27 protein-coding genes are annotated in these 26,273 nt (G+C 66.8%); 13 read left to right on the top strand and 14 right to left on the bottom strand.

Annotated elements, in window-relative coordinates:
- Positions 1-104: 104 nt before the first annotated feature.
- Positions 105-1,067: a cation diffusion facilitator family transporter gene (locus ACQR1D_RS23790; RefSeq protein ID WP_434839173.1), complete on the top strand. Its 963-nt coding sequence runs from the start codon at positions 105-107 to the stop codon at positions 1,065-1,067.
- Between the two features lie 90 nt (positions 1,068-1,157).
- On the opposite strand, the gene ACQR1D_RS23785 is transcribed toward ACQR1D_RS23790, so the two are convergent.
- Together ACQR1D_RS23785 and ACQR1D_RS23780 are read right to left on the bottom strand one after the other, a co-directional pair.
- Positions 1,158-2,294 (bottom strand): MFS transporter, encoded by a 1,137-nt coding sequence (locus tag ACQR1D_RS23785; RefSeq protein ID WP_434839172.1) that lies wholly within the window; start codon positions 2,292-2,294, stop codon positions 1,158-1,160.
- 32 nt (positions 2,295-2,326) lie between these two features.
- Entirely contained in the window at positions 2,327-3,100 is a 774-nt protein-coding gene (locus ACQR1D_RS23780) for a DeoR/GlpR family DNA-binding transcription regulator (RefSeq protein ID WP_434839171.1), read from the bottom strand.
- A gap of 122 nt (positions 3,101-3,222) precedes the next feature.
- On the opposite strand from ACQR1D_RS23780, the gene ACQR1D_RS23775 reads away from it, so the two are divergent.
- Both ACQR1D_RS23775 and ACQR1D_RS23770 read left to right on the top strand, forming a co-directional pair.
- On the top strand, positions 3,223-4,161 hold the full coding sequence (locus ACQR1D_RS23775; RefSeq protein WP_316177896.1) for a 2-dehydro-3-deoxygalactonokinase: 939 nt from the start codon (positions 3,223-3,225) through the stop codon (positions 4,159-4,161).
- Positions 4,158-4,799: a 2-dehydro-3-deoxy-6-phosphogalactonate aldolase gene (locus ACQR1D_RS23770; RefSeq protein WP_315804412.1), complete on the top strand. Its 642-nt coding sequence runs from the start codon at positions 4,158-4,160 to the stop codon at positions 4,797-4,799. The genes ACQR1D_RS23775 and ACQR1D_RS23770 overlap by 4 nt, the downstream gene beginning before the upstream one ends.
- A 186-nt stretch (positions 4,800-4,985) precedes the next feature.
- On the opposite strand, the gene ACQR1D_RS23765 is transcribed toward ACQR1D_RS23770, so the two are convergent.
- Positions 4,986-7,640, bottom strand: coding sequence for an alpha/beta hydrolase fold domain-containing protein (locus ACQR1D_RS23765; RefSeq protein WP_434839170.1), 2,655 nt, complete (start codon positions 7,638-7,640; stop codon positions 4,986-4,988).
- 288 nt (positions 7,641-7,928) lie between these two features.
- Here ACQR1D_RS23765 and serA point away from each other — a divergent pair, with 288 nt between their 5' ends.
- Together serA and ACQR1D_RS23755 are read left to right on the top strand one after the other, a co-directional pair.
- On the top strand, positions 7,929-9,176 hold the full coding sequence (gene serA, locus ACQR1D_RS23760; RefSeq protein ID WP_315804414.1) for a phosphoglycerate dehydrogenase: 1,248 nt from the start codon (positions 7,929-7,931) through the stop codon (positions 9,174-9,176).
- Positions 9,177-9,197: 21 nt separating this feature from the next.
- A complete protein-coding gene (locus ACQR1D_RS23755; RefSeq protein ID WP_315804415.1) occupies positions 9,198-9,677 on the top strand; it encodes a TOBE domain-containing protein in 480 nt (159 codons plus the stop codon).
- On the opposite strand, the gene ACQR1D_RS23750 is transcribed toward ACQR1D_RS23755, so the two are convergent.
- From ACQR1D_RS23750 to ACQR1D_RS23715, 8 genes are all read right to left on the bottom strand, one after another.
- Positions 9,586-10,008, bottom strand: coding sequence for a winged helix-turn-helix domain-containing protein (locus tag ACQR1D_RS23750; protein ID WP_434839169.1), 423 nt, complete (start codon positions 10,006-10,008; stop codon positions 9,586-9,588). The two genes, ACQR1D_RS23755 and ACQR1D_RS23750, sit on opposite strands and share 92 nt — an antisense overlap.
- Entirely contained in the window at positions 10,005-10,595 is a 591-nt protein-coding gene (locus ACQR1D_RS23745) for a DUF2478 domain-containing protein (RefSeq protein WP_316217574.1), read from the bottom strand. The genes ACQR1D_RS23750 and ACQR1D_RS23745 overlap by 4 nt, the downstream gene beginning before the upstream one ends.
- 11 nt (positions 10,596-10,606) lie before the next feature.
- Entirely contained in the window at positions 10,607-11,470 is an 864-nt protein-coding gene (locus tag ACQR1D_RS23740) for a xanthine dehydrogenase (RefSeq protein WP_316217572.1), read from the bottom strand.
- Positions 11,471-11,678: 208 nt separating this feature from the next.
- Complete coding sequence (gene modC, locus ACQR1D_RS23735; RefSeq protein ID WP_316177908.1) at positions 11,679-12,773, bottom strand: molybdenum ABC transporter ATP-binding protein; 1,095 nt, start codon at positions 12,771-12,773, stop codon at positions 11,679-11,681.
- Positions 12,770-13,459: a molybdate ABC transporter permease subunit gene (modB, locus tag ACQR1D_RS23730; protein ID WP_316177910.1), complete on the bottom strand. Its 690-nt coding sequence runs from the start codon at positions 13,457-13,459 to the stop codon at positions 12,770-12,772. Before modB ends, modC begins: the two co-directional genes overlap by 4 nt.
- A gap of 26 nt (positions 13,460-13,485) precedes the next feature.
- On the bottom strand, positions 13,486-14,253 hold the full coding sequence (gene modA, locus ACQR1D_RS23725; RefSeq protein ID WP_315804421.1) for a molybdate ABC transporter substrate-binding protein: 768 nt from the start codon (positions 14,251-14,253) through the stop codon (positions 13,486-13,488).
- Between the two features lie 263 nt (positions 14,254-14,516).
- Complete coding sequence (locus tag ACQR1D_RS23720) at positions 14,517-16,082, bottom strand: amidase family protein (protein ID WP_434839168.1); 1,566 nt, start codon at positions 16,080-16,082, stop codon at positions 14,517-14,519.
- A gap of 21 nt (positions 16,083-16,103) precedes the next feature.
- Entirely contained in the window at positions 16,104-17,522 is a 1,419-nt protein-coding gene (locus ACQR1D_RS23715) for a M20 family metallopeptidase (RefSeq protein WP_434839167.1), read from the bottom strand.
- 298 nt (positions 17,523-17,820) lie between these two features.
- On the opposite strand from ACQR1D_RS23715, the gene ACQR1D_RS23710 reads away from it, so the two are divergent.
- On the top strand, positions 17,821-18,066 hold the full coding sequence (locus ACQR1D_RS23710) for a hypothetical protein (RefSeq protein WP_434839166.1): 246 nt from the start codon (positions 17,821-17,823) through the stop codon (positions 18,064-18,066).
- Positions 18,067-18,072: 6 nt separating this feature from the next.
- Here ACQR1D_RS23710 and ACQR1D_RS23705 read toward each other — a convergent pair whose 3' ends face one another.
- Both ACQR1D_RS23705 and ACQR1D_RS23700 read right to left on the bottom strand, forming a co-directional pair.
- Positions 18,073-18,261, bottom strand: coding sequence for a hypothetical protein (locus ACQR1D_RS23705; RefSeq protein WP_315804425.1), 189 nt, complete (start codon positions 18,259-18,261; stop codon positions 18,073-18,075).
- A 53-nt stretch (positions 18,262-18,314) separates the two neighbouring features.
- Positions 18,315-18,470, bottom strand: a complete 156-nt coding sequence (locus ACQR1D_RS23700; RefSeq protein ID WP_315717764.1) for a hypothetical protein — start codon at positions 18,468-18,470, stop codon at positions 18,315-18,317.
- A 116-nt stretch (positions 18,471-18,586) separates the two neighbouring features.
- On the opposite strand from ACQR1D_RS23700, the gene ACQR1D_RS23695 reads away from it, so the two are divergent.
- The 6 genes from ACQR1D_RS23695 to ACQR1D_RS23670 all read left to right on the top strand — a co-directional run bounded on the left by ACQR1D_RS23695 (position 18,587) and on the right by ACQR1D_RS23670 (position 24,156).
- Positions 18,587-19,165, top strand: a complete 579-nt coding sequence (locus ACQR1D_RS23695; RefSeq protein WP_434839165.1) for a cytochrome c oxidase subunit 3 — start codon at positions 18,587-18,589, stop codon at positions 19,163-19,165.
- A 3-nt stretch (positions 19,166-19,168) separates the two neighbouring features.
- The gene (locus ACQR1D_RS23690) at positions 19,169-19,432 is read left to right on the top strand and encodes a cytochrome C oxidase subunit IV family protein (protein WP_316177915.1); all 264 of its coding nucleotides are present in this window, start codon (positions 19,169-19,171) and stop codon (positions 19,430-19,432) included.
- A 100-nt stretch (positions 19,433-19,532) separates the two neighbouring features.
- Complete coding sequence (locus tag ACQR1D_RS23685; protein WP_315804428.1) at positions 19,533-19,985, top strand: c-type cytochrome; 453 nt, start codon at positions 19,533-19,535, stop codon at positions 19,983-19,985.
- Between the two features lie 37 nt (positions 19,986-20,022).
- On the top strand, positions 20,023-21,369 hold the full coding sequence (locus tag ACQR1D_RS23680) for a cbb3-type cytochrome c oxidase subunit I (RefSeq protein WP_315804429.1): 1,347 nt from the start codon (positions 20,023-20,025) through the stop codon (positions 21,367-21,369).
- 60 nt (positions 21,370-21,429) lie between these two features.
- Positions 21,430-22,239: a CbbQ/NirQ/NorQ/GpvN family protein gene (locus ACQR1D_RS23675; RefSeq protein ID WP_315804430.1), complete on the top strand. Its 810-nt coding sequence runs from the start codon at positions 21,430-21,432 to the stop codon at positions 22,237-22,239.
- A 3-nt stretch (positions 22,240-22,242) separates the two neighbouring features.
- On the top strand, positions 22,243-24,156 hold the full coding sequence (locus tag ACQR1D_RS23670; protein WP_315804431.1) for a nitric oxide reductase activation protein NorD: 1,914 nt from the start codon (positions 22,243-22,245) through the stop codon (positions 24,154-24,156).
- Between the two features lie 3 nt (positions 24,157-24,159).
- On the opposite strand, the gene ACQR1D_RS23665 is transcribed toward ACQR1D_RS23670, so the two are convergent.
- A complete protein-coding gene (locus tag ACQR1D_RS23665; protein ID WP_315804432.1) occupies positions 24,160-24,594 on the bottom strand; it encodes a DUF2267 domain-containing protein in 435 nt (144 codons plus the stop codon).
- Between the two features lie 1,263 nt (positions 24,595-25,857).
- Here ACQR1D_RS23665 and ACQR1D_RS23660 point away from each other — a divergent pair.
- On the top strand, positions 25,858-26,100 hold the full coding sequence (locus ACQR1D_RS23660) for a hypothetical protein (protein ID WP_315804433.1): 243 nt from the start codon (positions 25,858-25,860) through the stop codon (positions 26,098-26,100).
- Positions 26,101-26,273: the final 173 nt, after the last annotated feature.

The following is a 26,273-nucleotide window of genomic DNA, read 5'->3' as shown; positions in this document are numbered from 1 at the left end:
GGTCGGGGGATCCTGCGCCGGCGCGGAGACGTCTGCAACCGCGGGAACTGATGGCCCGCGGCTCGCGTTTCCCGGCGCACGAGTGCGGAGAGCGGGCAGGCGACATGGCGGCAAACGCGGATTCCAGGGTGGCCGTCTATGCGGCGCTTGCCGGCAATCTGCTCGTGGCCTGCACCAAGATCGCCGCGGCGATCTGGACCGGCAGCTCGGCCATGATGAGCGAGGCGATCCACTCCGTCGTCGACACCTCGAACGAGCTCCTGCTGCTCTACGGCTTTCATCGCGCGAGCCGTCCGCCCGACCGACGGCATCCGCTCGGGCATGGTCGTGAGCTCTACTTCTGGAGCTTCATCGTTGCGCTGCTCTTGTTCGCGCTCGGCGCCGGCGTCTCGCTGTACGAAGGCGTCGCGCATCTGATGCATCCGCTGCCGATCGAAGACCCGACGGTGAACTATATCGTGCTCGGGCTCTCCTTCGTGTTCGAGGCAGGCTCCTGGTGGGTGGCGGTGCGACGCTTTCGTGCGGCGGCCCCGGGGCTCTCCTATCTCGAGGCGTTCAAGCGCAGCAAGGACCCGCCGGCCTTCATGGTCGTGTTCGAGGACAGCGCGGCCCTGATCGGCATCGTCATCGCCGCTGCCGCGACGGCTGCGGCGGTTGCCTTCGAGGAGCCGGCATGGGACGGCATCGGATCGATCCTGATCGGCCTGCTGCTTGCGGCGACCTCGATGGTGCTCGCGCGGGAGAGCAAGAGCCTCCTGATCGGCGAGCCCGCGGATCCGGAGCTGGCGTCCTCGATCCTCGACATCGCCCGCAGGAGGAAAGGCGTCAAGTCGGCCAACGGCCTGCTCACGGTGCAGCTGTCGCCGCAGCAGGTCGTCGTCGCGCTGAGCATCGAGTTTGCGGACGATCAGCGCGCCGACGACATCGAGCGCGCCGTGGTTGCGATCGAGAGCGAGCTGAGGGCGCAGCATCCGATCATCGCGGCGCTGTTCGTCAAGCCGCAGACCGGCGCGCGCTATCAGGAAATGCGCGAGAGCCTCCTGCAAGATGGTTCGGCTCCGGCGTGAGATCGGCGGCTGAGCGGTTGGACGACGCCGCTTCGTGCAGACGAATGGCCGAGGCATGAGATACGCCAACCGGAGTGGCGCGCAGCGCGCCTAGGGCGGCGTTCTCGCGGCCAAAGGCGCGCTCAGCAGCACGATGACCAGCAGCCCAGCCAACATCCAGAACGCGGCCGGCAGGCTCGTGGCCGCGGCGACGAAGCCGATGCCCGCGGGTCCCAGCAGCACGCCGGAGTAGCCTGCGGTGGTGACCGCCGCGACGGCCAGCCCGACCGGCATCGCGGTCTGCGCGCCGGCCCGACGGAACAGCACCGGGACCAGGTTCGACGCACCCAGGCCGATCAGCGCAAAGCCGGCCATGGCAGCAGCAACCAATGGAGCCGTGAGCAGCAGCACGAAGCCGGCGATGGCGATCGCGCTGCCCCCCAGCAGCGTTGCGCGATCACCGATCCGGGCAACCACGGCATCCCCGACGAGGCGCCCGGCGGTCATTGCGATCGAGAACATGATGTAGCCCAGTCCGGCCTGTGCGGCCGGCAGGCGCCCGGAACCGACGAGCAGCAGCGCGCTCCAGTCGAGCATCGCGCCTTCGACCAGGAACATGATCGCCGCGAGCGCCGCCAGCAGCAGCACCGCGCCATGGGGAAGCACGAGCAGAGGCCCCGTTTGCGCGGGCTTGCTCGCCATCAGTCGTGGGGCAGCGACGATCATCGCGGCCAAAGCGAGCGCGCAGCAGGCCAGCGTGCCGAGCAGCGGCGCGACGTCGAACGCGAGCAGCGCGGTCATGACGCCGGAGCCCGCGAAGCCGCCGATGCTGAACTGGGCATGGAAACCCGACATCAGCGGACGCTCGCTCAGCCGCTCGACGTCGATCGCCTGGATGTTCACGGCGACGTCGAGCGAGCCCAGCGCCGCTCCGAAGGCGAACAATGCGAGCGCAAGCGTCGCTGGCGTTGCGGCGATCGCCAGCAGCGGCAGGAACAGCGCGAGAGCGATGCCGCTGACGACGACGACCGGCTTGCTGCCATAGCGGGCGCTCAGCAGTCCGGCGGCCAGCATCGATGCGACCGAGCCCACGCCGAGCGAGAGCAGCAGCAGGCCGAGCGTCGCATCGTCGACGCCGAGCCGCTGCTTGGCAAACGGCACCAGCGGTGCCCAGCAGGCGATGCCGAAGCCGGCGACGAAAAAGGCCAAGCGGGTCGCGAGCCGCGCCGCGCTGTGATCAGAACTCATTTGGAAGATTCCTGACTTTCTGAAAGGCGCTGTCACACCGGCGGAGCGGCCGTCACGATGGTCGCTCCCGCCCGTTTGAGCAGGGCAAGTCGAGCCGCCGGCGCATCATGCTCGACGGTGAGCTGGCTGATCGTCTTGGCGCCGGCGACACGGTGAGGCGCTCGGGTCTCGAGCTTCTCGTTGGTGACCATTGCGACGCTGACGCGGCTCAGCGACAGCAGCGTCCGCTTGAACGCTGCGTCGGTCGGATCAATCGCGCTGATGCCGCCTTGCGCCGACACGGCGCAGGCGCCGATGAAGCAGCGGTCGATGTTCAAGCGCTGCATCTGCATGAGGGCGTCGGCGTCGACACAGCCGCCGACTCCGGGGTGAACGGAGCCGCCGATCATGATCAGTTGCAGGTCCTGCCGATGCAGCACGGTTGCGGCAATGTCGATGGCGTTGGTTGCGACGGTGAGATCGAAATCATCGGGCAGGACCTCAGCGAGCGCGAGGTTGGTGCTGCCACTATCGAGGAAAAGAAATTCGCCACGCGCGATGCCGCGGGCGGCCGTCCGGGCGAGCGCCAGCTTGCGTTCGCGATCCTGCCCGATCCGCGCCGCCATCGGGGTCATGCCGCCGGCGATCGGCAATGCGCCGCCGTACACCCGGCGGCAGCGTCCTTCGGCGGCAAGCGCGCGAAGATCGCGCCGGATCGCATCCTCGGAGACGCCGAATTCATGGGCCAGGGCGGCCGCGATGACCGCGTGCCCTGTAGCGAGGCGGCCGGCGATCTGGTCGCGACGCGCCAGTGGAAGGTCTGACATGCCTCCTCATATCAGGCAGGAACAAGAATAACAACGTGCATAATCGTGCACGATGCAATTTGTTGTTTGCGCGGCCGGCCGGGCATGTCATTGCCAGATGTCGAACTGTTCGGGAGCAGGACGTGACCGCCGTCGATTCGTCAGCAACGCCGGCCTTTGTCGCCGTCGACTGGGGCACCTCCAGTTTCCGTGCCTGGCTAATGGCAGGAGACGGCACGGAGCAGGCGGAGAGCCGTGGTGGCGAGGGCATGCTGCATTGCGCGACATCGGGCTTTGCACCGGTGCTGCGCGATCATCTGGCGCAACTCGGCGCGCCGGCCGATGTTCCGGTGCTGATCTGCGGCATGGCCGGCGCCCGGCAAGGCTGGGTCGAGGCGCCGTATCTGCACACGCCGACCCGGCTGGAGGCGTTGCACGCCGGCGCGATCGGCGTCGACACCGAGGGCGACGTCAGGATTCTGCCGGGGCTGGCGCAGGCCCGTGCAGATCAGCCGGACGTGATGCGCGGCGAGGAAACCCAGCTGCTCGGCGTCACCGAGCCTGACTTCACCGGGATCGTCTGTATTCCGGGCACGCACAGCAAATGGATCCGGATCGATGCCGGCGCTGTGATCGATTTTGCCACCTACATGACTGGCGAGCTGTTCGCTGTCGTCTCTCAGCATAGCATTTTGATGCACGCCGTCGAACCGGAAGCCTCGACCGTCGCGCACGACGCGGCATTCCGCGAGAGCCTTGCGGCGGCGCTTGCCGCGCCGACGTCACTGACCAATGCGCTATTCCGGCTCCGCGCAGCCCAGCTCCTCAATTTCGAGCAGCGGTCCGACGGGGCTGCGAGGCTCTCCGGGCTTCTGATCGGCAGCGAGATCGCCGACGCGCGGGTGCGGTTCGGCGCCGAGCTTCCGTTGCGGTTGATCGGAGCGGGCCGGCTCGGCCGTCTCTACTGCGCGGCGCTGGCGGCTGCTGATTTCGACGTGAACGAATGTGATGCCGAGCAGGCGTCCCGGCGCGGCCTGGTCAAGGCCGCGCGGCAGATCTGGGGAGCGCGTTTCCGACCATGACAAAGTCCGTTGCCTGGCCGCACGTCAAGCGGTCGCTCGTCGCGATCCTGCGCGGCATCAAACCCGACGAGTCCGAGGCCGTCGTCGATGTCCTGATCGAAGCCGGCTTCGAGCTGATCGAGGTTCCGCTCAACTCGCCGGAACCGTTCGCCTCGATCGAGCGTCTCGCCGCCCGGTTCGGCAAGCACTGCCTGATCGGTGCAGGGACCGTCGTCAATGCCGCAGATTGCGTGCGGGTCGCGGAGGCCGGCGGGCGTCTGATGGTCAGCCCCAACGTCGACGTCGAAGTGCTGGCGACCGCGCAGGCCTATGACATGGTGACCATGCCCGGGGTGTTCACGCCGAGCGAAGCGTTTCTCGCGCTGCGCTGCGGCGCCTCGGCCCTGAAATTTTTTCCTGCCTCAGTGCTCGGTCCGTCGGGAATTGCCGCGCAGCTTGCCGTCCTGCCGAAGGGCGTCGTGGTCGGCGCCGTCGGCGGCGTATCGGACAGCAATCTCGCCTCCTATGCTGCAGTCGGCGTGCGGGCCTTCGGACTGGGCTCGAGCCTGTACAAGCCGGGCATGAGCGCGAGTGATGTACGGCAGACCGCGGCCGCTTCGGTTCGTGCCTATGACGAGGCCATCGCAGCGGCGAGCTGAGTTGGTCCACGCTCCGTGATGGTCTCGTGCTGCTGTCCGGCGAGCGTCGCGACCGCCTTCGTCACCGTAACGGCCGGCTGGTTGTCTCGGTGACGGCGTGGACGATCCGGCGCAAGCTGCGCGTCGTGGCAACGGCCCGCAAAGTTGCGGGCCATTGCGATATGGCTCGGCCGCAGGCTCCGCGCGTCAGCTGGCGGCGGCGTTGATCTCCGGCGATTCGCCTTCCTCCGCAGACTGGGTGAACGCCTGCAGCGCGTCGGCCATCTGCATGCGGCCGCCGATGCCGGTGATCACGACGTCGACCATCGTGAACGACGAGTGGAAGTGGCCGTGGGCCTTGAGCTGCCCGACCGGCACGCCGGCGGCGGCGAGCGCTTCCGCATAGGCGACACCCTCGTCGCGCAGCGGGTCGAACTCGCAGGTGACGATGTAGGCCGGCGGCAGGCCGTTGAGCTGACCACGCAGCGGCGACACCCGTGGATCGGTACGATCCGCCGGCGAGCAATAGATGTCCCAGAACCAGAACATCAGCCCGCGCGTCAGGAAGTAGCCGGCGGCATTCTCGGCGTAGGACGGCCGATCGAAGCTGCAATCGGTCACCGGGCAGACCAGCAGCTGCCCGCCGATCGCAGGTCCACCGCGATCCCGTGCGAGCTGGCAGGTTACGGCTGCGATGTTGCCGCCGGCGCTCCAGCCGGCGACCAGCACCGGCCCGTCGCGTCCGCCGAGCTCGGCGGCGTGCTCGGACACCCACTTCGCCGCTGCATAGCCGTCCTCGGCCGCTGCAGGGAAACGATGCTCGGGCGCGTGACGGTAGTTCACGCTGACGAAGATCATGTTGGAGCGGCGGCACATGTCGCGGCAGAACGGATCGTCCGACTGCTCGTCGCCGAGCACCCAGCCGCCGCCATGGAAATACACGACGATCGGATGCGGCCCGGGCGTGGCCGGACGGTAGAGGCGGTAGGCAAGAGGGCCCTCGGCGCCTTGCAGAGTGCCGTCCTTGACCTCGCCCACGGGGCGGCCCGGCGGTCGGGCCTTGTTGAATTCGGCGACGAAGTCGCGTGCGCCTTGCGCGCCCATCGATTCGATCGGCGGCAGGTTCATCTCGGTGAGCATGTTCAGCACCAGCCGCACATCCGGCTGCAGCTTCACGATCTCGCCGTCGTTGCACTGGCTCGCACCGTTCGGGCCCGTGAGCTTGAAGCCGAGCATGCCGCGGCTGACGACCTCGTTGCAGATGCCGCGATAGGGCCCGACGCCGCCGGTGTATGGCATCAGCGTCTGCGGCTTGCCCGGCACGTTGGCGCCTGTGTACCAGGTGTTGGCGAGCCGGTGCAGCGTGACCGTCGAGCAGTCCGCCATGTGGCGCATCCAGCCGGCCTGCGCGGTCTCGGTCGGCTCGATGGTGGTGAAGCCGGCGTCGCGCATCGCGGCGAGACGATCGACCACGAAGTCGACGTGCTGCTCGATCGACACCGCCATGTTCGACAGCACCGATGGACTACCGGGACCGGTGATCAGGAACAGGTTGGGGAAGCCGGCGACCGTCAATCCAAGATAGCTCTCCGGGCCATCAGCCCAGCTGTCGTCGAGCGACTTGCCGCCACGGCCCTTGATCGGATGCACCGCGCGGATCGCGCCGGTCATGGCATCGAAGCCGGTCGCGAACACGATGACGTCGATGTCGAAGCTGCGCTTGTCGGTCTTGATGCCATTGGATGTGATGGATGCGATCGGCTCCTTGCGCAGGTTCACCAGCGTCACGTTCGGACGGTTGAACGTCGCGTAGTAGTTCGTGTCCAGGCACGGCCGCTTGGCGCCGAACGGGTGATCGTGCGGCGTGAGCGCCTCGGCCGTCTCGGGATCCTTGACGATCTCGCGGATCTTCTCGCGGATGAGATCGGCGAGCAGCGCGTTGCCGTCGGCATCGACGCCCTGGTCGGCCCAGAGCTGCGTCAGCATGCCGACGAGATCGCCGGAGGCCCACATCTTCTCGAAGCGCTCGCGGCGCTCGGCCTCGCTCAGCGCCCAGCTGAATTCGGTGGCCGGCGGGATCGGCACGCCGGTCATCGACCAGCGTGCCTGCTCGCGCAGCCCCTTGCGATCCTCCGCGAGCTGCGCGGCGCGATCGGCCGGGAGCGGACCGTTATGCGCCGGCAGCGCGAAGTTCGGGGTGCGCTGGAACACCGTGAGCTGCGCGGCCTGCTCGGCGATGATCGGGATCGACTGGATGCCGGACGAGCCGGTGCCGATCACGGCCACGCGCTTGCCGCGGAGGTCGACGCCATCATGCGGCCAGCGGCTGGTGAAGTAGATCTCGCCCTTGAAGTCGTGCACGCCGTCGATCTCCGGCGGCTTCGGCTGCGACAGGCAGCCGGTCGCCATGATGTAGTGGCGGCAGGACACGGCAGGGCCGTGGTCGGTCGTCAGCAGCCAGCGCTCCCTGGCCTCATCCCAGGCGGCGCCGAGCACGCGGGTGCCGAAGCGGATGTCGCGGCGCAGATCGTAGCGATCGGCGACGAAGCCGAGATAGCGCAGGATCTCCGGCTGGGTGGCGTATTTCTCCGACCACTGCCAGGCCTTTTCGAGCTCAGGATCGAAGGTGTAGCTGTAGTCGACGGTCTGGATGTCGCAGCGCGCGCCGGGATAGCGGTTCCAGTACCAGGTGCCGCCGACGTCGTTGGCCGTATCCAGAGCGACGGTCGAGAAGCCCGCCTTGCGCAGACGGTGCAGCAGGTAAAGCCCTGCAAATCCGGCCCCCACGACGGCGACATCGACCGTCTGCGTTTCACCGCCCGACGCCTCCGACGCGCGTGTCTCGACAATCCCGTCTGACATGCTGACCTCCCGATGATTTTGTGATTGGAGGAAAGGCTAGCTCTGCTCGCATGGTTTGTCAGCAGCCAAAACAACGATCTGCGGTTGTTGCAGTGCGGACCGTGCAGCGCGGCGGGTATGCCAGGCGTGATTTTGCATCGCCGGTCAAAAGGCCGCGACGGAGTGGACAAGACCCTGAGAAAGCGACAGAAAGCCACCCTGCCGCGTCGCATTCACCAAGTTTCAACGCATCGCGACTGTAACAACCGCTACACTACGCCACCTCCACGACTGAATCAGGCCAGGCCCATGCCGCTATCGCTGCCCAAGCAAAAGATCCGCGTTCTGCTCCTCGAGGGCGTGAACGACTCGGCCGTCCGCATGTTCGAGGCCAACGGCTATACGGAAATCGAACGGCTGCCGAAGGCGCTCGGTTCGGCGGAGTTGAAACGTATGCTGTCGGGCGTGCACATGCTTGGCATTCGCTCGCGCACGCATCTGACCGAGGAAGTGCTGCAGGCCGCCGATCGGCTGATGGTGGTCGGCTGTTTCTCCGTCGGCACCAACCAGGTTGATCTCGATGCCGCGAAGCGGCTCGGCATCCCCGTGTTCAATGCGCCCTATTCGAACACCCGCAGCGTCGCCGAGCTGACGATCGCCGAGGTCGTGATGCTGATGCGCCGCATCTTCCCGCGCTCGGTGTCGGCGCATGCGGGCGGCTGGGACAAGTCCGCCAATGGCAGCCGAGAGGTGCGCGGAAAGACGCTCGGCATTGTCGGCTACGGCAACATCGGCTCGCAGCTGTCGAACCTCGCCGAGGCCATGGGCATGCGGGTGATCTTCTTCGATCTCACCGACAAGCTCCGCCACGGCAACACCGAGCCGGTCGAGAGCCTCGACGAGCTCCTGGCGATCAGCGACGTCGTGTCGCTGCATGTCCCGGAGACGCCGGCGACCGCCAACATGATCGGCGAGCGCCAGATCCGTCACATGAAGGACGGCGCCTATCTGATCAACAATTCGCGCGGCACGGTAGTCGACATCGAGGCGCTGGCGAGCGCGTTGCGCGAGGGCAAGCTCTCAGGCGCCGCCGTCGACGTGTTTCCGGTCGAGCCGGCCTCGAACGCCGATCCGTTCGTCTCGCCGCTGCAGGGCCTGCCCAACGTGATCCTGACCCCGCATGTCGGCGGCTCCACCGAGGAGGCGCAGGACCGCATCGGCGGCGAGGTTGCGCGCAAGCTGATCGACTATTCCGATGTCGGCTCGACCTTCGGCGCCGTGAACTTCCCGCAGGTGCAGTTGCCGGCGCGCCCGACCGGCACGCGCTTCATCCATGTCCACCGGAACGTGCCGGGCGTGCTGCGCCAGGTCAACGATGCGGTGTCGCGGCACAACATCAACATCCTTGCGCAATATCTGCAGACCGATCCCGAGGTCGGCTATGTCGTGCTCGAGACCGACGTGGTCGGCGGTGAGGGCGAGGCGCTGCTGTCGGAGCTGCGCGCGGTGGAGGGCACGATCCGCGTGCGCGTCCTGTACGATCACGACCGGCCCTGAGGCTGTGGAGGCTGCCGCGCGATGACCGGCTCGTCTGCATCGTCTTCAGCCTCGTCCGTCGTTCTCAGCACGACGGTGCCGGCGCGCGTGCTGCGCCATGATCCGCAATACGGCATGTCGACATTGTTCTTCGCCGACGGCGAGCTGCGCGTGCCGATGGTCGATGCGGCTGTTGACGCCGGCGTCTCCGTGACCATCGAGGCCCGCGACGTCTCGATCGCGCTGTCGCGGCCGATGGATGTGTCGATCACCAACCGGCTGCCGGGCCGGATCGAGGAGATCCTGCCGCTCGATCCGCCCTATGTGCGCGTGACGTTCGATCTCGGTGCGACCAGGCTCCACGCGCTCGTGACCTTGGAATCGGTCGAGCGGCTGGCGTTGGAGCCGGATCTATCGGCCTGGGCGATGATCAAGAGCGTCGCGATCGGACCCGGCGCGGTTCGGCCTTCGGAGCTGCCTCGGCCGCGCCGCTGGCCCGCTTCTGATAGCGCGGATCGGTAGCCTTCTGCAGCTCGACGAGCGCCGCAGCGGTGGCCGTGCGGGTGCGCCGCTCCATCGAGCGATACAGCGCGATCAGCCGCTCGCCGAACGGCGTGATCTCGGCGCCGCCGCCGCGGCGGCCGGGATGGGTCTCGAACACCGGCGTCTCGAAGGTGCGGTTGAGCGCATCGACCATCAGCCAGCATTTGCGGTAGGAGGTGCCGCTCGCGCGCGCGGCGCCCAGGATCGAGCGCTCCCGGCGGATGAAGTCGATCAGCAGCAGATCCTCGGGCGACAGACTTCCGCCGTTGCCGAAAGTGATGGTCAATGCGATCTGAGCTTCGCGCTTCATCCTATTCCGATCCGCTCGCGTTGTGAGCCGATCATGTCACGCGGGCTCTGCGCTGTCACCATGCGGCCGGACCACGCTTCGATCCAGCCGGCACGGCGCGCGACTTCGACCGGGACGCATTCGGCGAACACGCCGGCGAAGCGCGTCCACGCCTCCATCATCGCAGGCGATACCGCCGTGATGATCGGAAGCCCGGCTGACATCGCCGAGCCGAAGGCGTCGGCGAGGCCACCTCCCGCCGCCTCCTGCTTGCCGAACTTGCTGAGGATCACGACATCCGTGCCACGCGCGATCGACTGCTGCACGGCGGCGCAGGCCAGCACCAATCCTTCGGGATCGAGATTGCAGGCCTGCGATCCCGGGCCGAGATCCTGCGAGATCGAGAACATGCGGTTGTCGTCGAGGCTGCGCAGCATCATGGCCTTGCACGGCCTGGTCTTGTCGACGCTGCTCTCGATCACGCCGGAGACGCGCAGCCCCATGCCTGCGAGCCGCGTGGCGAACTCATCGAGTAACTCCTGGATGACGGTGGACGCAGCGCCCTGCAGCGCCACGATCTGACATGTCCCGACCTCAGCGACACCCATGGCAGTCCTCCTCACGCATTGGCGGAGACGCGGCCCGCCTTCCGACCGGTTCGCATGATCTCTTGGACAGCCGAGACGACGCTCGCGGCGATCGATCGCCCGCGGTCGTCCATGCCGGTCCATGCGGCGTGGCGGCCGCGCGGATCGATCTCCAGCAGCTTGACGTTGGCCGGCACGCGCAGACCGTCGCGCGCGATGCCGCGCAGTGCGCCATCGAGCGGCGCCAGCACCGGCGTGCCGCCGAGCGATCCGAGCTGCAGTCCTTTGTAGACGCGGGTGCCGATGTCGAGCGGCGTATGCCAGACGGCATCCTGATCGGAATAGACGAAGCGCTCGCGGCCTGCGCCGCCGAGATCGCGTGCCTTGCCGTCCGCATCGCGCGTCGTGCCGTGCGCCACGATCGCGCCGGTCTCGCAAGGATGTGTCTCGACCGCGATGTCGCAATTGTGCCCGACCGCAAAGCGCGGCCCAATGCCGACGGCGATGCCGGCGACGCCGCGCAGATCCGGCGTCGCCAGATGCTTCTGCATCCGTGCGTCGACGATGACCGCGGGATAGCGGAACGCGATGATGTCGGTGAGATGCATCCCGGTGACCGCGACCCGGCCTGGCTCGCGATGAATGCGCACGACGTCCGCGATGCCCTCGGCCCGGCAGCCGATCACGCCGTCGATGTCGCACGTCTCACCATACAGGACGTCGTGAAAGGCCATGCCGCGTCGGATCACCGGCGGAAAGGCGTCGTGACAAAGGACGAGCGCGAAGCACGCCTGGTTGAGCTTGGCCGCGATCGCGGAGGCGATCTCGTTGGTGCCCAGCACCAGCGCGAGCGGCTTGGGCGCGTTCGGATGCCAGGTGACGGCGGCGGCTTTCATGCTGATGACCTCGTGTTGCGAGATCGAATGAGCAAGCCGCGGGCCAGATCGTTGGGCGCCGACCAACTTGTTCATTGCATTGAGGAAAAGCAGGCAGGCTTCGGTTTTGCGATCCAAAGCTATATTGTTTAAGATATAACATCGGACGCTATATTGTCGCTTATACAACATGTGTTGCGATGGTGGGGGGAGGGTCGGCGCGTGCCGATCAGACGATGGGCTCTTCGCGCCGAACCAGCGCGACGCCCTTGACCTGGGCGTAGACGGCAAGCCCCGCCTGCAGGCCGAGCTCGTTCCACGAGCGTTGGGTGACCCGCGACAGCAATCGCGCGCCCTCACCGTCCTCGCCGAGGCCGAGCAGGGCGGTGACGCGGTGGTCCGATTGGCTGCGGATTTCCAGGATCTTCGCGCGCAGCACGTTGACGATGGTGCTGCGGCTCGGCATTTCCACGGCGAGGCTGACGTCATCGGCCAGCACGCGCAGGCGGCGGCGTGTTCCGGACGCAAGCGGCTCGGCCGGCAGCACGAAATGCCCGCCGGGCACCGCAAGCGTCACCATGCCGTCGATGGCGTCGTGCTTCAGAACGGTGGCGTCGAGACTCACCGCAGCATCGCGGGAGAGCGCGAGCGGCAGTGTCAGGTCGGCTTGGAGCACGGACAGCGGGCCTGAAGCCAGGACGCTGCCATTGCGCATCAGCACCAGCTGATCGGCGAGCCGCTCGACCTCCGCGATATCGTGGCTGATGTAGAGGATCGGCAGGTCGAGCGCGGCATGCAGGCGCTCCAGATAGGGCAGGATCTCGTCCTTGGTCATCTGGTCGAGCGCCGACAGCGGCTCGTCCATCAGCAGCAGCTTCGGCTGGCTGAGCAGAGCGCGGCCGATCGCCACGCGCTGCCGCTCGCCGCCGGACAGATGGCGCGGCGAGCGCTCCAGCAGCTTGGCGATGCCGAGCAGCGACACGACCTCATCGAAGCCGATGGCGGTGGGGCCGGACGGGCCGGGATGGCCGTACATGAGGTTGCGGCGGACGGAGAGATGCGGAAACAGATTGGCTTCCTGGAACACGTAGCCGATCGGGCGCCGGTGCACCGGGCGGAAGGTCTTCTCGTCCTGCCAGACGTCGCCGGCGACGGAGCATCGTCCGTCCAGGCGGTTGAGGCCGGCGATGCTGCGCATGACGGCGGTCTTGCCACAGCCGGACGGGCCGAAGATCGCGGTGACGCCGCGCGCCGGAACCTCGAACCGCGCGTTCAGCTCAAAGCGCCCGAGCGTACCGCGGAAATCGACCTTGACGGTGCTCATGACGCCCGTCGCGTCATCTTCTTCTCGATCAGCATCATCGTCAGAATGACGCCGAACGAGAACACGACCATGCCGAGCGCCAGCACGGAGGCTTCGGTCCATTGCGAGGTCTCGACGTAGTCGTAGATCGCGACCGACAGCACCTTCGTCCTGCCGGGAATGTTGCCGCCGATCATCAGCACGACGCCGAACTCGCCGACAGTGTGGGCAAAGCCGAGGATCGCGCCGGTGAGGAAGCCGGGGCTCGCCAGCGGCACGGCGATCGTCCAGAACGCGCGCCAGGGCGAGGCCCGCAGCGTGGCGGCTGCTTCCAGGGGCTTCTCGCCCATGGCCTCGAAGGCGTTGCGGATCGGCTGCACCACGAACGGCATCGAGAACAGCACCGAGCCGATCACGAGGCCCGGGAAAGTGAAGGCGAGGGTGCGTGCGCCCCACAAGGAAGCCAGTGCCCCGCCCGGACCGCTCGGGCCGAGCGCGACCAGCAGATAGAAGCCGAGCACGGTCGGCGGCAGCACCAGTGGAATCGCCACCAGGGCTGCGACCGCCTCTTTCCACCACGCCTGCGACCGCGCCAGCCACCATGCGATCGGTGTTCCCACAATCATCAGAATGACGGTCGTGATCGCTGCCAATTCGAGGGTCAGGCTGACCGGTTGCCAGATATCGGCCGAGACGTGCAAGTTCATCCCTGGAAGTTCATCGACGTGAGCGCTCAGCTGCCGGACTTCGGGTCCAGAGCATAGCCGAACTTCTCGATGACCGCACGGGCTTCCGGAGTCTTGAGGAAGGTCAGGAACGCAGTCGCCGCCTCGTTGCCGGCGGATGCCTTCAGCAGCACGGCATCCTGGCGGATCTCGGTGTAGAGGGTCTGCGGCACCAGCCAGCGCGACCCGCCGGCATTCGGCATCAGCTGCGACAGCGCGACGAAGCCCACCTCGGCATTGCCGGTATCGACGAACTGGAACGCCTGCGAGATCGTGTTGCCCTGCACGATCTTGGGCTGGATCGCTTCATAGAGCTTGAGCGCCTTCAGCGTCTCCACTGCGGCCGCGCCATAGGGCGCGGCGGTGGGATTGGCGATCGACAGCTTGTTGAACGCGTTCGCCTTCAGCGTTTCCTCGCCCTTCACCGCCTTCGGGTCCTTGCTCCACAGCACGAGCTTGCCGATGGCGTAGGTGAAGCGGCTCTCGGCGACGCCGAGGCCCTCGTCGACCAGCTTCTTAGGCCGTTCGTCGTCGGCGGAGAGCAGGATCGCGAACGGCGCGTTCTCCTTGATCTGGGTGTAGAACTGTCCGGACGCGCCGAAGCTCAGCACCAATTCGTGTCCCGTCTTGGCCTTGAACAGGCCGGCGATCTCCTTCGCCGGCTCGGTGAAGTTGGCGGCCACGGCGATGTTGGCGCTGCCGGCAAACGCGTTTGCCCCAGTCAGGAGAGCGGCAGCCGCGCACAGAGCAGCGGCGACGAAGCGCATCGATCTCATCACAATTGTCCTCGTTCATATCGACAGAGACGGGTTCGCTTCGGTGAATTGCAAGTCCCGTTCCGGCGCAGCGGCCCGTACCGATGCCGTGCTATATTCATTCGTATACATCAAAATAGACAGGTCGGCGACGTCCCGTCAACCCGAGGGGCTCCCTCGGGCAAACGCGATGGGCGTCAGTGTTCGACTTTCGACAATCGAGGCTGAAGCGATGTCGGAAACGTGACGGCCCGAGAACCAGGGGTCTTCGGGCCGGCGCGAGACTAAGCCATCCGCTCCCAGAGCTGCCGCACCAGCATGCCCGCGCGCTTCTCGATCGCCGCGGCGGCATCGAGCGCGAGGTCCTCGCGATAGCGGCCGGCGATCAGCTGCACGCCGATCGGCTGGCCATTGTGAACCGCCACCGGCACCACCGCGCCGGGCAGCCCGAGCACGTTGATGGCCGAGATGAAGCGGATCTCGTTGAAGAAGATATCACGCACGCGCTCCGGGCTTACCGTGTCCTCGCGCGGGCCCGGCGTCGGCTTGACCGTCGTTGGCGCCAGCACCACCGGATACTCCTCGAAGAACATCTGCCAGGCGCGGATATGGGTGGAGCGCTGCGCCGTCGCGTTCATCCAGCCTGCGAGGTCGAGGATCTCGGCCTTGGCCCGCATCCCTCCCCACGCCTTGTGGAAGTCTTCGGAGGTGACGGCGAGCATCTTGGCTTCCTGCATCACGACCACCTCGGTGGTGATGACGTCGCACCAGGTCTGCCAGACGCCGGAGATGTCGGGGACCTCGACCTCGCTGACCCGGTAGCCGGAGCGCTCCAGATGATCCGCGGCCTGCCGGAGCGCGGCCTGCACCGAGGGATCGACGTCCATGTCATCAGGAATCTTGGCGAGCGCGACCTTGATCGGCCGCTTGGGCGTCTCGCCCTCGAGCGGGGCCGGCACCCACCAGGGATCGCGCGGATCGCGCCGGCTCATCACCTCCAGCGCCAGCCTGACGTCGGCGACGCTGCGCGCCAGCGGCCCCTGCGACGACATCAGATGCGCCAGCATCGGCCGCTCGGCCGCGGCGCTTTCATTGTAGGCCGGGATGCGCCCCTGTGTCGGCTTGATCGTGACCACGCCGTTGCAATGCGCCGGCCAGCGCAGCGAGCCGCCGATGTCGTTGCCATGCGCGATGGTGCCGATGCCGGCGGCGACCGCGGCTCCGGCGCCGCCCGACGAGCCGCCACAGGTGATCTCGGGATCCCACGGGTTCAAGGTCAGCCCGTGCAGCGGGTTGTCCGTGAAGCCGCGGAATGAGAATTCCGGCGTGTTGGTGAGGCCGAGCACGATCGCGCCCGCCTTCTTGAGGTTGCGCACGACGGGCGCGTCCGACGGCGCGATGATCCCCGTCTGCGCCGGAACGCCGTTGGGGTTTGGCCGTCCCTCGTAGTCGACGTTCTCCTTGATCGTGACGGGCACGCCATGCAGCAGGCCGTCCTTGTTGCGCGCCTTGTCCGCGGCGCGCGCAGCTTTCAAGGCTTCTTCGGACAGATCGACGACGACCGCATTCAGCTTCGGATTGACCTCATGCATGCGCGCGAGATGGGCCTCGGTCACCTCGACCGAGGAGACCGCGCCGGAGCGGATCGCAGCGGCGGTGTCGAGCGCCGACCACTGCCAGACTGGTCCTTTCGGCAGCCGCGGCTTTGGCTCGGCTGCCTTCGCCTGTGGTCTGGCCTGCGGCTTCGCCTTTGCGGGCTTCCTGTTGGCCGTGGCGCGCGCGGCCGCGCGCTTCGGAGCCGGCTTGGCGGTCTTCGCCGCCGGCTTCTTCTTTGTCGCTGTCTTCGCCATCGTGTCCCCCCAGTTTCTCTCTCAAACGACCGACATGGTCAGCGGCGGCTCGACCTCGGCGGGCAGCGGGCTGACATAGGGCGTGCGCTGTGTCCGCTTCTTCAGGTCGGCCTTGGCGGCTGCGATCAGCGCCGGCTCATTGAACGCCTTGATGCCGAGACCGGCCATGGCCTTCGCGGCCTGCACCATCGCCTTGTGCGCGGCCGGCGTCTTGCCTTGCGCGACGACCTGCCAGGTATGGAACGGCGTGCCGATCGCCACCGTCGGCGCGTGCACCTGCACCGTTGGCACCACCCAGCTGACGTCTCCGACATCGGTCGAGCCGATCTGCGGATTGCGCTTGGCGTTCAGCGGCACCAGGAAGTCGGCCAGCGGCTTGTCGGTCGGGTCCATGCCGATGCTGTAGTAGACGGATTCGATGTCCTTGTCGGTCAGGGTCGCCTGGATCTGCCCGGCGAAATCCTTGTCGGTCGTATCGAAATGCGGCGGCCCGAGCTCTTCCATGATCCCGTGCAGCGCCTCTTCGAGCGGCGTGTTGGGCAGGATGTTGGAGACCGCCGAGATGATCTTCATCTCGACCTTGGTCTCGGTCATCATCGCGGCACCTAGCGCGATCTTGTGCACGCGCCCGACCAGCTCGTTCATGCCGGGCAGGTCGCGCGCGCGGATGGAGTAGCGCACGCGCGCATGCGCCTGCACGACGTTGGGTGCGATGCCGCCGGTGTCGAGCAGTGCGTAATGCACGCGGGCGTCGCTCGGCATGTGCTCGCGCATGTAGTTGACGCCGACATTCATCAATTCCACCGCGTCGAGCGCGCTGCGGCCGAGATGCGGCGAGGCGGCCGCATGCGAGGTGCGTCCGGTGAAGATGAAGTCCGCGCGCGTGTTGGCGAGCGAGGGCGTCATCACCACTTCCCAGAAGCTCGACGGATGCCAGGTGATCGCGATGTCGGCATCCTCGAACGCGCCCGAGCGCACCATGAAGGCCTTTGCGGCGCCGCCCTCCTCGGCAGGGCAGCCGTAGTAGCGCACGCGTCCCGGGACCTTGTTGGCGGCGAGCCAGTCCTTCACGGCGGTGGCCGCGAGCAGCGCGGCCGAGCCCAGGAGATTGTGGCCGCAGCCATGGCCGTGGCCGCCGGTCTCGATCGGACGATGCTCGGCGACGCCGGCCTCCTGGCTGAGGCCGGGCAGGGCGTCGTATTCGCCCATGAAGGCGATGACCGGACCGCCTTCGCCCCATTCGCCCATCAGCGCGGTCGGGATGCCCGCCACCTTTTCGATGATCCGAAAACCCTGGTGCTTCAACTCGGTGAGGTGTTCGGCGGAGGAGCGGGCTTCGGTGTAGCAGACCTCGGGCATGCTCCACACCCGGTCGCTGAGCTCGATGAAACGGGTCTTGATCGCGTCGACGCCGCGCCAGATCTCGCTGCGGTTGTCCATCTCCGGTCTTGTCCTCTGCTGCCGATAGGAAGCCGGTATGGTTATCAGCTAAGTTCCCCGACGCCTAGCGATCCGCCGCGAGAGCAGCCATGCGGCCCGCGGCAAGGCGCGGAGGCGCGCGCGTCATCCTTTGAGCAGATGATGCTGCGGTTGGATGCAGCGCGATGCTTTCGGCGGCGCAGCGAGAACGGTGCGGACTCCGTCCTCGAATTTCGGAACTGCCGCCGTGCGCCGTTACCGCGCCCATCCTGGAACGATCGTGGTCGCGTCCTGTTCTCGTGTCTGGAGTGCGACCACCATGCGTGCAGGACCGATCACCATCATCGTTGCATTGCTGCTGATTCTCGCAGCCGCCGTCATCTTCGCCTATCAGGGCATGACCCTGCCTGGTGATCCGATGCCGGCCGGGGGCTGGATCGCGCTCACGCTCGGCGTGGTGTTTTCGCTCATCGTGGGGATCGGGCTGATGGTGCTGTTGTTCTACAGCAGCCGCAAGGGCTACGACGAACCATCACAGTTCGGGGCTGATGATCATCGCGACTGAGACCGCTCACGCCGGGCGCGGCGGATGCTGTGTCCGCGGATGCCGGTCGTGAAGCAGCTTGGCGAGTTCGTGCCTCAGATCGTCGTGACCGCGCATCGCCGTCTCGAACAGCGCCTCCTGGATGTCGCGCGGCATGTCGCCCCAGACGCCGATGGCGGCGCTTCCGAGCAGCTCTGCGAACCGGTTGTCGTCCATGCGGCACCTCCGGACGATCTGACGCCCGAGAGCGGCAAAGGTTCCAGGCCCGGTTACTGCGTGGTGAACAGGACAACCGCAATCGCAACGGAGAGCGCGATCGCGGACACCGTCCCGGTGGTCGACAGCACGCCCATGCGCCGCAGCGCCGCTGCAAACACGATGATGATCGGGGTGGCGGTGACGAGGCCGAGCTGCGCTTCGGTCATGGACATGCTCCTGATGCCGATCCCGTAGCGCATCCAGGCGCCGTGCTGTTTGTGCGCCGACAAAGAGCATGTCTGCCGCCCCGACTAGCTTTGCCGACATCTGATCGGAGGTGGCGGTGTCGGCACTCACATACGAACCGGAACCAACGGAGCGCTGGGGCGTGCTCGACGGGTTGCTGGGCGACCCCATGATGTGGGTCCTGATCCTCAGCGAGCTCGTCGCTTTCGGCCTGCTGCTCGGCGCTTTCGTCGTGGCGCGCGCAGTCAATCCAGTCGTGTTCGCGGCCGGGCAGGCCATGCTGGACGGACCTCTCGCCGCATTGAACACAATCGTGCTTGTGACGAGCGGGTGGGCTGCGGCGCGCGCGGCGGCCGCGGCGAGAGGCGCATCGCCGCCCACCGCACGGCGTTGGATCATGCTGGCGATCCTGCTCGGCGCGGCCTTCATTGCCGTCAAGCTGACCGAGTATGGCAGGGAGATTGCCGCCGGCGCAGGCTTCGAGACGTCGCCGTTCTTCACGCTCTATTTTCTGCTCACGGGCTTCCATCTGCTCCACGTCGTGCTCGGGATGGTCATCCTGGGAGGCGTCGGTCGTCATGCCGCGCCCGACAGCGTCGAGACCGGGACGGCGTTCTGGCACATGGTCGACCTGGTCTGGATCGTGATGTTCCCGATCCTCTATCTGGTGGGATGAGTCATGGTCCGCGATCGCCTCACGCTCGCCTGGCTTCAATTGCTGAGCCTCGCCACCGCCACGCTCGCGGCCTCGCTGCTGCTGCCGAATCGCTGGCTCGCCGATGCTCTCGTGCTCGTGCTCGCATTGGCCAAGGGCAGGGTGATCGTGCTGGATTTTCTCGGCCTGCGCCATGCGCCCGCGCTGTGGCGGGGCCTGCTCACATCGTGGCTCCTAGGCCTGGTCGCGCTCGCCGGGCTCGCGGTGGCTATCCGCGCTCTGGTCTGACGCGCCATCGCCATGCTGCTTGCGCGGCGACAAAGAGACTCCCGGCAGTGCCGGTAGATTGCCTTCACCATCGACCTTCACCAAACGGAAAGGACGTGTCATGGCGGAACGCCTGACCAAGTCTGCCGCACGGAACGTCTTCTACGGCGGTTCGGCCTTCTTCTTTGCGATCTTCCTCGGGCTCACAGCGCACAGCCACTACTACATGGTCACGACCTCGACCAGTGCGTCGACGCTGTCCGACGGCGTCGCTCGCGGCAAGCACGTCTGGGAGAAAAACTCCTGCATCAACTGCCACACGCTGCTGGGCGAGGGCGCCTATTTCGCGCCAGAGGTCGGCAATGTCTGGGACCGCTGGGGCGGCAGGCAGGACCCGGCCGCCGCGCGCGAGATGCTGAAGTCCTGGATGCAGTCGCAACCCTCCGGCGCGCCCGGCCGCCGGCAGATGCCGCAGTTCAACCTGTCCGACCAGGAGCTCAACGATCTCGCGGACTTCCTGCAATGGACCGACACGATCAAGCGCCAGGACTGGCCGCCGAACAAGGCCGGCTGAGCCGGCATCCCGCCCCCCGTCATGAGAGAGATCCGCGATGAGATATGAGACCCAGAAGGTCGCGATGCTGTATTTCTACGGCGCGCTGACGCTCTTCCTCGCCCAGGTCATCTTCGGCCTGCTCGCCGGCACGATCTATGTGCTGCCGAACACGCTGTCGGTACTGCTGCCCTTCAACATCGTCCGCATGATCCACACCAACGCGCTGATCGTGTGGTCGCTGATCGGCTTCATGGGCGCCACCTACTTCCTGCTGCCCGAGGAGACCGAGACCGAGCTCTACAGCCCGCTGCTCGCCAAGATCCAGTTCTGGATGTTCTTTGGCGCCGCGGGAGCGGCCGTGGTCGGCTATCTCTTCCACTACCATGAGGGCCGCGAGTTCCTCGAGCAGCCCTTCATCATCAAGGTCGGCATCGTCGTCGTCTGCCTGATGTTCCTGTTCAACGTCACGATGACGGCGCTCAAGGGTCGCAAGACCACGGTGACCAACATCCTGCTGTTCGGGCTGTGGGGCGTGGCGATCTTCTTCCTGTTCGCCTTCTACAATCCGGCCAATCTCGCCGTCGACAAGATGTACTGGTGGTACATCGTCCATCTCTGGGTCGAAGGCGTCTGGGAGCTGATCATGGCCTCGATCCTGGCCTTCCTGATGATCAAGCTCAACGGCATCGATCGCGAGGTGGTCGAGAAGTGGCTCTACGTCATCATTGGCCTTGCGCTGTTCTCCGGCATCCTCGGCACCGGCCATCATTTCTACTGGATCGGCGCCCCCGGCTACTGGCAGTGGATCGGCTCGCTGTTCTCGACCCTCGAGGTCGCGCCGTTCTTCACCATGGTGATCTTCACGGTGCAGATGACGCTCAAGGCCGGCCGCAAGCATCCGAACCGCGCCGCGCTGCTGTGGTCGGTCGGCTGCTCCGTCATGGCGTTCCTCGGCGCCGGCGTGTGGGGCTTCCTGCACACGCTGTCCAGCGTGAACTACTACACCCACGGCACCCAGGTCACGGCGGCACACGGCCATCTCGCCTTCTTCGGCGCCTATGTGATGCTCAACCTCGCCGTCATGGCCTATGCGGTGCCGCAGCTGCGCCAGCGTGCGCCGTATAACCAGTGGCTCTCGATGGCGAGCTTCTGGATCATGTGCACGGCGATGATGACGATGACCTTTGCACTGACCTTCGCCGGTATCATCCAGGTGCATCTGCAGCGCGTGCTCGGCCAGAGCTACATGGACGTGCAGGACCAGCTCGCGATGTTCTACTGGGTGCGGCTCGGCTCCGGCGTGTTCGTGGCGATCGCGGCGCTGATGTTCGTCTGGGCCGTGCTGGTGCCCGGCCGCACCAAGGAGGCTGCGCTGCCCGGCGCGCTGCAGCCGGCGGAGTGAAATCCCGTAGGCGGCGGCCTCGATGCCGCCGCCTGTATCCCCCTGATACGGAGAGTTGTCATGAAGCCCGCGCTGCACGCGATCCATACCGCCCCGTCGTTCCCCTCGTACACGCCGACCGGCCATGAATGCGCGCTGTTCGAGCATGCGTTCCGACATCGCCTGCCGGTGCTGCTGAAGGGGCCGACCGGCTGCGGCAAGACCCGCTTCGTCGCGCACATGGCGGCGCGACTGGGCCTGCCGCTGCACACGGTCGCCTGTCACGACGACCTCACCGCCGCCGACCTCACCGGGCGCTATCTGCTCAAGGGCGGCGACACCGTGTGGACCGACGGCCCGCTGACCCGCGCGGTGCGCGAGGGCGGAATCTGCTATCTGGACGAGGTCGTCGAGGCCCGCAAGGACGTCACCGTCGTGCTGCATCCCCTCACCGACGACCGCCGGATCCTGCCCTTGGAGCGCACCGGCGAGGAGCTGATCGCGCCCGACGGCTTCATGCTCGTGGTCTCCTACAATCCCGGCTACCAGTCGCTGCACAAGGCGCTCAAGCCGTCGACACGGCAGCGCTTCATCGCCATCGAATTCGGCTTCCTGCCGGCCGAGCAGGAGATCGTGGTGGTTGCCGCCGAGAGCGGGCTGGCGCCGGAGCGCGTTCGGCCGCTGGTGGCGCTCGCGCATCGGCTGCGCGCGCTGCAGGGCCATGACCTGGAGGAGGGCGTCTCGACGCGCTTGCTGGTCTATTGTGCGACGCTCGTCGCCGCCGGAGCATCCATCGCGGACGCCGTGCTCGCTGCGATGATCGAGCCGCTCACCGACGACGCCGACGTCAAGGCCGCGCTGCGCGAGGTCGCGCATGCCGTGATCGGGTGAGCCATGCTCGACTTCCTCGAACTGGAGGAGACCGTCGGCCGTGCCTGGCATCGCATGGTCGGCACGACCTCGAGCTATCCGGTCCATCCGGACCAGGCCGTCGCCCTGAACGAGATCAGCGGCCGCATCGCCGTCATGTTCCGCGCGCTGGGCGGCGAGAGCGGCGTGCAGATCGCCGGAGCCAAGGCGCGCAAATCGGGCCATCGGCTCGGCTGGCGCCAGCGCATTGGCCTCGGCGACGAATGCCTCGACCAGGCCGGGCGCGACGGCGCCACCGTGTTCCTGCCGGAGACCATCGCGCTGCTGCCGGATCGCGCGCTCAATGCGCAGCTCTATCACTGGCTCGCGGCGTGGTTCGCGACCATGGCAGTCGAGCCGATCGCGGAGCGCGATCCGCTGCGGCGTGATCTGCTGGCGCTGCGCCGGGCCTGTGAGACGACCTCGCTGGTGCTGGCGCGCTTCCCGGGGCTGGCGCGTCCGCATGCGCAACTCGCTGAAGCGCTGGCTGCGGCGCGGCCGCGGCGGCCGCTGCCTCGGCTCGAGCAGCAGGTCGAGCACATCGTCATGGCGCTGCTCGGCGCGGGCGCGCCGCCCAAAGGCGCGCTGTGGAATGCGGTCATCGCCGGCGGCCCGTTGCCGCAGGCCGCCCCGCCCGGCTATCGGCCGATGCTGCCGTGTCCGCTGTGGGGCGATTGCTGGGGTCGCGATGCCGTTGCCGCGGCGCGCGACGACGACGAGACGCAGACGCCCGCAGAGCAGGAGGGGGCACCCGACACCCGCAAGCGATTCGCGCGGCGCGAGCGCGACGACACGGCCAAGCGCGATCCATTCATTCTCAACCGCTTCGAGAAGATCCTCGCGATGGCGGAGATGGTCAATGTCGATCGTCCGTCCGACGATACCGACGATGACGACGCCCGCAAGGCCGCCGACGATCTCGACGAGCTTGCGATCGCCAGGCGCAAGGGGCGGCCGGCGAGCAAGCTGAAGTTCGACCTCGATCTGCCGCCCGAGGCGGTCGACACCGCGAGGCTCGACAGCGGCCGGCTGTATCCCGAATGGAATTATCGCAGCGGCGCCTATCTGCCGGATCATTGCCGCGTCGTGACCGGCGACGCCGCCGAAGCGGGCGAGGCGTGGGCTCCGGACGATGCGATGCGCCGGCGGATCCGCAGCGTCCGGCGCAGGTTCGAGACCTTGCGGCCGCGCCACGAGATCATGCGCGCGCAGGCCGACGGCCACGACCTCGACATCGACGCGCTGGTGCGCGCGCGCAGCGATCTCAATGCCGGCCATGGCGGCATCGACCGCGTGCACCTCGCGATGCGCCCGCTGGCGCATGATCTCGCGGTGACTCTCCTGGTCGACGTGTCGCTGTCGACCGATGCATGGATCGATGGCGTGCGCGTCCTCGACGTCGAGAAGGAGGCGCTGCTGGTGCTGGCGCATGGGCTGTCGGCCTGCGGCGACAGCCACAGCATTCTCACCTTCACCTCGCGGCGCAACTCGTGGGTCCGCCTGGAGACCGTGAAGGCATTCGGCGAGCCGATGAGCGGGCGGGTCGAGCGCCGCATCGGCGCGCTCAGGCCCGGCTACTACACGCGTATCGGCACGGCGGTGCGTCACGCCGCCGGCGAGCTCGCCGAGCGATCCGAGCGCAAGCGCCTGCTGCTGGTGCTGACCGACGGCAAGCCGAACGACGTCGATCACTATGAGGGACGGTTCGCGATCGAGGACACGCGCAAGGCGGTGCGGGAAGCGCGACGCGGCGGCGTCGCGGTGTTCGGCGTGACCATCGATGCGTCGGCGCAGTCGTATTTTCCAACCCTGTTCGGTCGCGGCGGCTACGCCATCGTCGGCAACATCCGGCGACTACCGGCCGCACTGCCGGCGCTGTACCGGCAGTTGGCGCACTGACGCTTACGTCGCCGGCTCGCGCAGATTGCGCAGCGACACGGGCAGGTGAGCCATCAGCTTGTCGAACTCGCCGGGATCGAGCTTCTCCCAGAGAATCTCGAAGATGCCGCGCGCCGCCGTGAGCGGATCGACCGGGAATTGCGGCGGCAGTTGGCGGAAGATGTCATCGACGAAATATTCGAGATGGCGGTCCTTGGTCGGGGTTGCCGCGTGGTGCCAGCCCTCGTAGTAGATCCCGCGAATGAGCATCGGCAACTGGACGCCGAAATTCACGGCGACGGCCAGGGGCATGCGGTCGCGCAGCACATGAAGCACGGCACGCAGTGCATTGTAGGCCTGCTGCCGGCTCGCCAGCGCGAGGCGCTGCTCGATGGCCTTCAGCCAGATGTTGGTTTCCTGGACGGTGTGATCCAGGGCGGTCACGCCGGTCTCGCTCATGTGGTTCTCCATGATGACAAGTGCACAGGACCGTTCGAGGGACGCCGAACGAGGTAACGGCAAGGCCTGATTCGCTTGAACGCCTTGTCAGTAGGTGGTGCGTCCGGGCCGGGCATGTTGACCTGCATCAAATCACGATGTCGTGGTCGGACCGTGAGGTAAATGGCGGGTCAACGGTCTGCCCAGCCGTTTACGATCCCTGGCTGCCGGAGCGGCACCGGCGGTCGGCAAGCCCATCCGTCATCTTACGGAGATCGTCGTGCCCCCGTGCACGGCACGCAACATTGGTCAGCAGTTCACTCTGACAAACAGCCATCGACAAACAGAACGTCTACAAATCAGCACGTCGCGATCTCGCGGCGCGGATCGCGCCCGAGTCTTGCTTGACGGAACCCTCTTCAAGGGAGAGGGCGCAGGGAAGGCCGGGAGCTCGCCGCCCCCATGGCCCCCGTGCGGAAAGAATGCACGGGGCAGGAACCACAGGTTCGGCCGAGACATCCCGGCCTTCCCTGCGCGACGGTGTTACGGCTTATACGCACTCTCCCCGGTGAACGGGCTGTCTTGCCACCGTCACCCGCGCGAGGCTGAAACCTCGTCGCGAGCTTGACGCCAGCGTCGCGGCGCCAGGACCATGCGATTTCGCCGTCCGCACCGTGCCGTTCGTCCGCAGGCATGACACCCGCTGCGACACGTCGCGTCCATCGCATCCCGCACTCCACGTCTCGTGACGTTCGCGACACGCCCCTCTTCATGAGGCGGGATGCGCGGAAATGTGCAGGTGATTTGCCCGACGGCGCAAGCGCCAAACGTGCGACGAACTAACACGACGGGCAATTCGCGCATGGCGGCCATGCTGATTCGTTCGTTCGATGGTGGCGGGATTTTGCGTCTACCCGTGCTCAGTCGGAGAGCGCATCTCAAGTTGGCATCGGGCTGCTGCCTTGGGGGTGGTGCGAGGTGGGCGCTGCGGGCGCTGAGAGACGCGCGACCACAGCGCTCCTCGTTCGCGGTGGCGAGCATGATGCCGAGCCACCGGAACGTTCGCGTCGCAAGTCTGGAACTTGCGCGACTCGTTCGCGCTGAACATCCCGAGATCATCGCGGGCCGGCGCTGCGCCGTCAGGTTGAACCGTAGTTGTCCTGCTTGTGAAGAACACGTCTTCGCTTGCTCGTCGCGACAGACTCACCTTACATCGGAGTCGTCCGAGGCGGAGAGATCGCGCGCTCGGCACCCCTTCAACTCACGAATCGACGTCGGCTCGCAATGCTCAAGTCTGCCCAAGAGAAGTCTGTTCACAACAAGCCTGCTCAAGACAAATCCGGCAAAGACCTTCCGCTGACCGGCTATGCCGTCGTGGTCGATGGTCAGATCAAGACCGAATTCAAGACCAAGGATGGTGCACACAACGGCGCGCATGACCTCAAGCGCCGGTTTCCGATGTTGCAGATCAGGGTGTACGACGCGGAGACGAAGCAGACCCACGACATCGAATTGACGCGGGCGTGAGACTGGCCCGCCGCGCGGGCCGTGGTGTTGTGAGGACGCAGGGCCGTTGCACCTTGTCGAGGTCGAAATCGCTGCCGATGTTTGAGCGTAGCATGCTCCTGATGTAGCCGAGGGTGCGGTCCGGGTTGCCGCGCCGTCACCCTTGTGGGAGAGGCCGCTGTATCGCGCGGTGG

The organism is Bradyrhizobium sp. HKCCYLRH2047, from assembly GCF_051168175.1.
Taxonomy (GTDB): domain Bacteria; phylum Pseudomonadota; class Alphaproteobacteria; order Rhizobiales; family Xanthobacteraceae; genus Bradyrhizobium.
This window is presented reverse-complemented; position numbering and strand designations above follow the sequence as displayed.

What these genes read in the sequence shown, in the direction of transcription:
- ACQR1D_RS23790 (WP_434839173.1), top strand. Translation starts at nt 105, where the DNA reads ATGGCGGCAAACGCGGATTCCAGGGTGGCCGTCTATGCGGCGCTTGCC.
- ACQR1D_RS23785 (WP_434839172.1), bottom strand. Translation starts at nt 2,294, where the DNA reads ATGAGTTCTGATCACAGCGCGGCGCGGCTCGCGACCCGCTTGGCCTTT.
- ACQR1D_RS23780 (WP_434839171.1), bottom strand. Translation starts at nt 3,100, where the DNA reads ATGTCAGACCTTCCACTGGCGCGTCGCGACCAGATCGCCGGCCGCCTC.
- ACQR1D_RS23770 (WP_315804412.1), top strand. Translation starts at nt 4,158, where the DNA reads ATGACAAAGTCCGTTGCCTGGCCGCACGTCAAGCGGTCGCTCGTCGCG.
- ACQR1D_RS23765 (WP_434839170.1), bottom strand. Translation starts at nt 7,640, where the DNA reads ATGTCAGACGGGATTGTCGAGACACGCGCGTCGGAGGCGTCGGGCGGT.
- serA (WP_315804414.1), top strand. Translation starts at nt 7,929, where the DNA reads ATGCCGCTATCGCTGCCCAAGCAAAAGATCCGCGTTCTGCTCCTCGAG.
- ACQR1D_RS23755 (WP_315804415.1), top strand. Translation starts at nt 9,198, where the DNA reads ATGACCGGCTCGTCTGCATCGTCTTCAGCCTCGTCCGTCGTTCTCAGC.
- ACQR1D_RS23750 (WP_434839169.1), bottom strand. Translation starts at nt 10,008, where the DNA reads ATGAAGCGCGAAGCTCAGATCGCATTGACCATCACTTTCGGCAACGGC.
- ACQR1D_RS23745 (WP_316217574.1), bottom strand. Translation starts at nt 10,595, where the DNA reads ATGGGTGTCGCTGAGGTCGGGACATGTCAGATCGTGGCGCTGCAGGGC.
- ACQR1D_RS23740 (WP_316217572.1), bottom strand. Translation starts at nt 11,470, where the DNA reads ATGAAAGCCGCCGCCGTCACCTGGCATCCGAACGCGCCCAAGCCGCTC.
- modC (WP_316177908.1), bottom strand. Translation starts at nt 12,773, where the DNA reads ATGAGCACCGTCAAGGTCGATTTCCGCGGTACGCTCGGGCGCTTTGAG.
- modB (WP_316177910.1), bottom strand. Translation starts at nt 13,459, where the DNA reads ATGAACTTGCACGTCTCGGCCGATATCTGGCAACCGGTCAGCCTGACC.
- modA (WP_315804421.1), bottom strand. Translation starts at nt 14,253, where the DNA reads ATGAGATCGATGCGCTTCGTCGCCGCTGCTCTGTGCGCGGCTGCCGCT.
- ACQR1D_RS23720 (WP_434839168.1), bottom strand. Translation starts at nt 16,082, where the DNA reads ATGGCGAAGACAGCGACAAAGAAGAAGCCGGCGGCGAAGACCGCCAAG.
- ACQR1D_RS23715 (WP_434839167.1), bottom strand. Translation starts at nt 17,522, where the DNA reads ATGGACAACCGCAGCGAGATCTGGCGCGGCGTCGACGCGATCAAGACC.
- ACQR1D_RS23710 (WP_434839166.1), top strand. Translation starts at nt 17,821, where the DNA reads ATGCGTGCAGGACCGATCACCATCATCGTTGCATTGCTGCTGATTCTC.
- ACQR1D_RS23705 (WP_315804425.1), bottom strand. Translation starts at nt 18,261, where the DNA reads ATGGACGACAACCGGTTCGCAGAGCTGCTCGGAAGCGCCGCCATCGGC.
- ACQR1D_RS23700 (WP_315717764.1), bottom strand. Translation starts at nt 18,470, where the DNA reads ATGACCGAAGCGCAGCTCGGCCTCGTCACCGCCACCCCGATCATCATC.
- ACQR1D_RS23690 (WP_316177915.1), top strand. Translation starts at nt 19,169, where the DNA reads ATGGTCCGCGATCGCCTCACGCTCGCCTGGCTTCAATTGCTGAGCCTC.
- ACQR1D_RS23685 (WP_315804428.1), top strand. Translation starts at nt 19,533, where the DNA reads ATGGCGGAACGCCTGACCAAGTCTGCCGCACGGAACGTCTTCTACGGC.
- ACQR1D_RS23680 (WP_315804429.1), top strand. Translation starts at nt 20,023, where the DNA reads ATGAGATATGAGACCCAGAAGGTCGCGATGCTGTATTTCTACGGCGCG.
- ACQR1D_RS23675 (WP_315804430.1), top strand. Translation starts at nt 21,430, where the DNA reads ATGAAGCCCGCGCTGCACGCGATCCATACCGCCCCGTCGTTCCCCTCG.
- ACQR1D_RS23670 (WP_315804431.1), top strand. Translation starts at nt 22,243, where the DNA reads ATGCTCGACTTCCTCGAACTGGAGGAGACCGTCGGCCGTGCCTGGCAT.
- ACQR1D_RS23665 (WP_315804432.1), bottom strand. Translation starts at nt 24,594, where the DNA reads ATGAGCGAGACCGGCGTGACCGCCCTGGATCACACCGTCCAGGAAACC.
- ACQR1D_RS23660 (WP_315804433.1), top strand. Translation starts at nt 25,858, where the DNA reads ATGCTCAAGTCTGCCCAAGAGAAGTCTGTTCACAACAAGCCTGCTCAA.